Annotated in this window: 4 protein-coding genes and 2 pseudogenes; 3 read left to right on the plus strand and 3 right to left on the minus strand. The window is 74.5% G+C overall.

Annotated elements, in window-relative coordinates; all coding sequences use genetic code 11:
* Positions 1 to 563 (plus strand): annotated as a pseudogene (locus tag OZN99_RS24570) (ATP-binding protein); the annotation flags it as partial.
* 10 nt (positions 564 to 573) lie between these two features.
* Here the strand turns inward: OZN99_RS24570 and OZN99_RS24575 are convergent.
* From OZN99_RS24575 to OZN99_RS24585, 3 genes are all read right to left on the minus strand, one after another.
* Positions 574 to 1,689, minus strand: a complete 1,116-nt coding sequence (locus OZN99_RS24575; RefSeq protein WP_270937876.1) for a site-2 protease family protein — start codon at positions 1,687 to 1,689, stop codon at positions 574 to 576.
* A gap of 117 nt (positions 1,690 to 1,806) precedes the next feature.
* Positions 1,807 to 2,343, minus strand: a complete 537-nt coding sequence (locus OZN99_RS24580) for a lipocalin family protein (RefSeq protein WP_270937877.1) — start codon at positions 2,341 to 2,343, stop codon at positions 1,807 to 1,809.
* Positions 2,340 to 3,269, minus strand: coding sequence for a polysaccharide deacetylase family protein (locus tag OZN99_RS24585; RefSeq protein ID WP_270937878.1), 930 nt, complete (start codon positions 3,267 to 3,269; stop codon positions 2,340 to 2,342). Before OZN99_RS24585 ends, OZN99_RS24580 begins: the two co-directional genes overlap by 4 nt.
* A 122-nt stretch (positions 3,270 to 3,391) precedes the next feature.
* Here OZN99_RS24585 and cydD point away from each other — a divergent pair, with 122 nt between their 5' ends.
* Together cydD and OZN99_RS24595 are read left to right on the plus strand one after the other, a co-directional pair.
* Positions 3,392 to 5,071, plus strand: coding sequence for a thiol reductant ABC exporter subunit CydD (gene cydD, locus OZN99_RS24590; RefSeq protein ID WP_270937879.1), 1,680 nt, complete (start codon positions 3,392 to 3,394; stop codon positions 5,069 to 5,071).
* Positions 5,068 to 5,284: pseudogene (locus OZN99_RS24595) on the plus strand (hypothetical protein); the annotation flags it as partial. The gene cydD and the pseudogene OZN99_RS24595, both read left to right, overlap by 4 nt.

Raw genomic sequence — 5,284 nt, forward strand, 5'->3', positions numbered from 1 at the left:
TCGCCGCGGCGCGTCCGGCGCCCGTTCATGCGCGCGCCGAGGCGCCGCCCACGCCGGAACAGGAAACCGAACGCCAGGCCAGGCTCGCCGAGCTGCTGCGACAGGTAATGACGGAGCCCGACGCGGCCTATCGCCAGCCCGCCGTGCTCTACCAGGATTTCCTGGTGCGCTGCCGGATCGCGCGCCTGGGCGGCGCGCCGCCCGACATCCCGGCCTTCCGCCGCATGCTCGCCCTGGCCCGCGCCGGGGTGGAGGAGGCCGCCTTCCACGCCGATGCCGACTGGCCCGCGGTGGCCGCCCAGGCCGCCGCGCTGCCGGAGGACACGCAGGGGGTCTACCTGCTGCTCGCCCGCGCCGCGCTGGCCGGGGAGCCGTGCCCGGCCGATGCCGCCATCGCGCAGGCCTATGGCAGCCGTTCGGCGGGCCGTGCGCGGCGGCTGCTCGACTGGCTGGAGGAGCAGGGCGCCATCGTCTGCCGCACGGATGGCCTCGGCCGCCGCATCGTCGCGCTGACCGGATCGGGCCGGGAGACCGCGCCGGGCGACCCGGCCGCCGCCGCCTGACGGCGCCGCCTCAGGCGCGCCCGATCCACGGATTCGCGGGCGGGCGGCGGCTGGCCTGCGCCGCTTCCACCATCAGCATCTCGCCCAGGTTCTCCTGCGTCAGCAGCCCGACGAGGCGTCCGCCGCCATCCACCACGCCGACCGGACCGCCGGCCGACTGCATCGTCTCCAGCGCCTGCTCCAGCGGCACGCGGTGCGGCACCACCGGCACCTCGCGCTGCATCGCCTCCATTACCGGGCTGTCGGGCCCCGCCTGCTGCAAGGCGCGGATCAGGTCGGATCGCGTCAGGATGCCGCGCAGCCGGCCGCCGCCATCCACCACCGGGAAGTCGGTCTGCGAACTGCGCAGGAGCAACTCCACGGCGTGGGAGATCGGCGCGGTGACCGGCAGCGTCTCGAACTTCGTGATCATCGCATCCGCCACCATCATCCCGCGCGACAGGTCGCGGATGCGCACCGCCTGGCTCTCCGCCCCCGCGCCCAGCCAGACGAAGAGCGCGACGAAGACCAGCAGCGGCGCCCCGTTCACCAGCCCGAGGAAGCCGAGCCCGAAGGCCAGCACCTGGCCCACCGTCGCCGCGATCTCGGTGGCGCGGCGATGGCCGAGCCGGTAGCCCAGCAGCGCGCGCAGCACGCGCCCGCCATCCATCGGGAAGGCGGGGATCAGGTTGAACACCACCAGCGTCACGTTCACCCAGAACAGCCGGCCCAGCATGGAATGGCCGGGGTTTTCCGGGCTCGCCGCGATCTCGATGGGCGGCGCGCCGCCCAGCACCAGGAACAGCAGTGCCGCGATCACGACGTTCACCGCGGGCCCGGCGAGGGCCACGACCAGCTCCTCCGACGGGTTCTCCGGGATGCGTTCCAGCCGCGCCACGCCGCCGATCGGCAGCAGGGTGATGTCGGGAGTGCGGATGCCGTAGCGCCGCGCCGCCAGCACATGGCCGAACTCGTGCAGCAGCACGCAGCCGAACAGCAGGCAGATGAAGACGATGCCCTCGATCGCCGCCTGGGTGCCGCCCTCCGCGCCATGCGCCAACCCGATCCAGGCGAGCAGCAGCAGAAAGGTCAGATGCAGCCGGATCTCGGTGCCGAGCACGCGCCCGAGGGGAATGGACCAGGTCATGCTGCGGTCTCCGGCGAAGACCACCCTCTCCCGCGCAGCGGGGGAGGGATGGGCCCGCGACGCTGCGCGTCGCGGGAGGTTGGGGGCCTGGGCACGGTGGCCGGCCGGCGCAACGCGTCAGCGCCCCGGTTGCGGCGTCGGTTGCAGCCGCGACACGTCGAAGCCCTGCGCTGCCGCGGCCCCAACGGCGGCCGCATAGTCGCCGGCCGACATCCCCGGCGTGCGCGACAGGATCCACAGATAGTCCCGCCCGGGCGAGCCCACCACCGCCCAGCGATACGTCGGTTCCAGGCCGATCACCCAGTAGTCGCCATAGAACGGCCAGAAGAAGGTGACGCGGAGGCGGGCGTTGTTGCTGCCCTCCACCGCATAGGCGCGCCCCTCCGCCACCGCCTCCCGGTTGTTGTCGGCGGCGTCCAGGCAGCGGTTGGTGACGCCCACCTGGCCGTCCGGGCGCAGCGTGTAGGTGGCGGTGGTCTCCACGCAGCGCCGCCCGCGACCGTCCTGGAAGGAATTGGGGAAGCGTGCGATCTCGTACCAGGTGCCGAGGTAGCGCTGCAGGTCCACCGCCGCGACGGTCTGCACCGGCGCCCGCTGCGGTGGCGTGGCACAGGCGCCGAGCGCCAGCAGCGCCAGCAGCGTGAGGCGCCTCATGCCGCGCGCTCCGTGCCGGCGGCGGCGCGCGGGCAGCCCGGCACGATGCCCGCCGGCAGCCCCGCGACGTGGTCGAACACCGCGCCTGCCGTTGTGATCCAGACCCGTCCGCGTTCCCGCGCGATCGCGGCCAGGGCGCGGCGCAGCACCCGCATCCGGTGCGGCTGGCCGATGATGTAGGGGTGCAGCGCGATGCCCATCACCTGCGGCAGCCCGTCGGAGGCGGTCTGGCGCAGCCTTTCCTCGAAATCGTCCAGGATCATCCTGGCGAAGGCTTCCGGCGTGTCCTTGCGCGCCACCACCGCCGGGATGTCGTTCACCTCCTGCGGGTAGGGCACGGCCAGCAGAGGCCCGCCGCGGGTGCGCATCCACACCGGCGCGTCGTCGGCGCACCAGTTCAGCGTGTAGGTGTAGCCGGCTTCGGCGAGCAGGTCCGGCGTGACCCGGCTCTCGGCGATCCAGGGGGAGAGCCAGCCGCGCGGCGGACGGCCCTCGTGCAGGGCGATCGCGGCGGTCGATTCGGCGATCAGCCGCTGCTCCTCCGCCTCGGTCAGCACCGACTGCCGTTCCGAATTGGTGCGGCCATGGCCGGCGATCTCGTCGCCGCGCGCCCGGTGCGTCGCCACCAGATCCGGCGCGTAGCCGTACATCGCGCTGTTCAGCAGCACCGTCGCGGGCAGGGCAAGCTCGTCCAGCAGCTCCAGCAGCCGCCAGGCGCCCACCCGGTTGCCGTAGTCGCGCCAGGCGAAGTTGAGCACGTCGGGCTGCGGCCCACCCGGGGCCAGCTCCGCGCCCAGCCCCTCGCCGAAGGCGAAATGCTCCAGGTTCACCCCGAGATACACGGCCAGCCGGGCCCCGTTCGGCCAGGCATAGGGCGTGCGGCCGCGCCAGGCGGCGTAGTCGTAGCGTCCATGGGTGGGCAGCATGCTGAGGTCCCGGGCATCGCGTCCCCGCGGAGGTGCCCCCGCCGGCGCCGGGCGGCAAGTGTCGCGTCAAGTTGACAGGATGGGATGACCGGTCCGCGAGCCTGTCCTAAGGTCGTCCCGCCATGTCACGGGCTGTGAACGAGACCGACCGCGCCGCAGAGGCCCTGCTCCGGCGCGAAGCGAGGCGGGCGCGCGCGCGGCTGGCGCTGCCGCTCGGCCTCGGCCTTGCGCAGGTCGCGGCGGGAATCGCCCAGGCCTACCTGATCGCACTGCTGCTGGCAGCGCTGCTCGGCTTCGGCTCGGCCGGCTGGCCGGAGCTCGGCGCCGCCGCCGCGCTGATCGCCGTCTCCGCCGGGCTCGGCATCGCGCAGGAACGCGCGCTGGTCAGCGCCGGGGAGGCTGCCAAGTCCCGGCTGCGCGCCACGGTCTTCGACCGGCTGCTGGCCGAGGGCCCCTCCGACCCCCGCCCGGTCGGCGAGCGCGCGGCGCTGGTGGTGGATCGGATCGAGGCGCTGGAAGGCTTCCTCACCCGCTGGCTGCCGGCGGCCGCGCTGGCCATCGCCGGCCCCGCGCTGATCGCTGCCGCCGCCCTCTGGGCCGACCCCGCCAGCGGGCTGATCCTGGCCGGTGCGGGCCTGCTGGTGCCGGTGGCGATGGCGGCCACGGGAATCGGCGCCGCCCAGGCCAGCCGCCGCCAGTTCGAGGCGCTGGGCCGACTCTCCGGCCGCTTCCTCGACCGCATGCGCGGCCTGCCCACCCTGGTGCTGTTCCGCCGGCAGGAGGCGGAGGCCCAGGCGCTGGCGACCGCCGCGGCGGAGCTGCGCACCCGCACCATGAAGGTGCTGCGCGTCGCCTTCCTCTCCTCCGCCTCGCTCGAGGTGCTGGCGGCCGGCGCGATCGCGCTGCTGGCGATCCGCCATGGCGCCATCCTGGGCGAGGGGCACCCTGATCCGGTCGGCGCGCTGTTCTGCCTGCTGCTGGTGCCTGCCTTCTTCGCGCCGCTGCGCAGCTTCTCCCAGGCCTATCACGAGAAGCTCTCGGCGCGCGGCGCGGCCGCCGAGCTCGCGCCGCTGCTGGCCGAGCCCGAAGGCCCGCCCGGCCTGGTGCTGGAGGAGATGCCGCGCAAGCTGGTCGTCACCTTCACCGATGTCCGCCTGACCTACGACCCGACCCGGCCGCCGGCGCTGGACGGCCTGTCCTTCCGCGTCATGCCCGGCGAGACGCTGGTGCTGACCGGTGCGTCGGGGGCGGGCAAGTCGTCCGTGCTGCGGCTCTTGATGGGGTTCCGCCGGCCGGATTCCGGGCGCATTGCGCTGAACGGCCAGGACGCGACGCTGCTGGCGCCGTCGGAGCTGCGGCGCCTCTCCTCCTATGTCGGGCAGCGCGCGCACCTGTTCCGCGGCACGCTGCGCGAGAACATCCGCCTGGCGCGCCCCGAGGCGACGGACGCGGAGGTGGAGGAGGCGGCGGAGGCTGCGCAGGTCATGGCCTTCGCGCGCGGCCTGTCGCAGGGCCTCGACACGCTGGTGGGGGAGGGCGGCTTCGGCCTCTCGGGCGGGCAGGCGCAGCGCGTCGCGGTGGCGCGTGCCTTCCTGCGCGACGCGCCGCTGGTGCTGCTCGACGAGCCGACGGCGCATCTCGACCCCGGCACCGAGGCCGAGGTGCTGGAGAGCCTGCGCAAGCTCTGCGCCGGCCGCACCGCGATCATCGCCACCCATTCGCGCGCGGCGCAGCGCGTTCTGGGCCGCGTGCTGGAGATCGAGCAGGGGCGCGCCGTCGGCGCCAGGATGGCCGGCGAATGACCCGCGACCTCCTGCGCGTGCTGGGGATGTGGCGCAGCCGCGCCGGATGGCTGGCGGCCGGCGCGGCCATGGCGACGCTCGCCGCGGTGGTCGGCGTCGCGCTGATGGCGATGGCCGGGCGCGGCATCGCCGACGCGATCAGCCCCGCGGCGCTGTTCGCCGGCGCTGCGGTGGCGCTGGCCTGGATCTGGCCGGTCGCGCTGCTGCGGCCGG

The sequence above is a fragment of the Falsiroseomonas oryzae genome (assembly GCF_027856955.1).
GTDB classification, from domain to species: Bacteria; Pseudomonadota; Alphaproteobacteria; order Acetobacterales; family Acetobacteraceae; genus Falsiroseomonas; species Falsiroseomonas oryzae.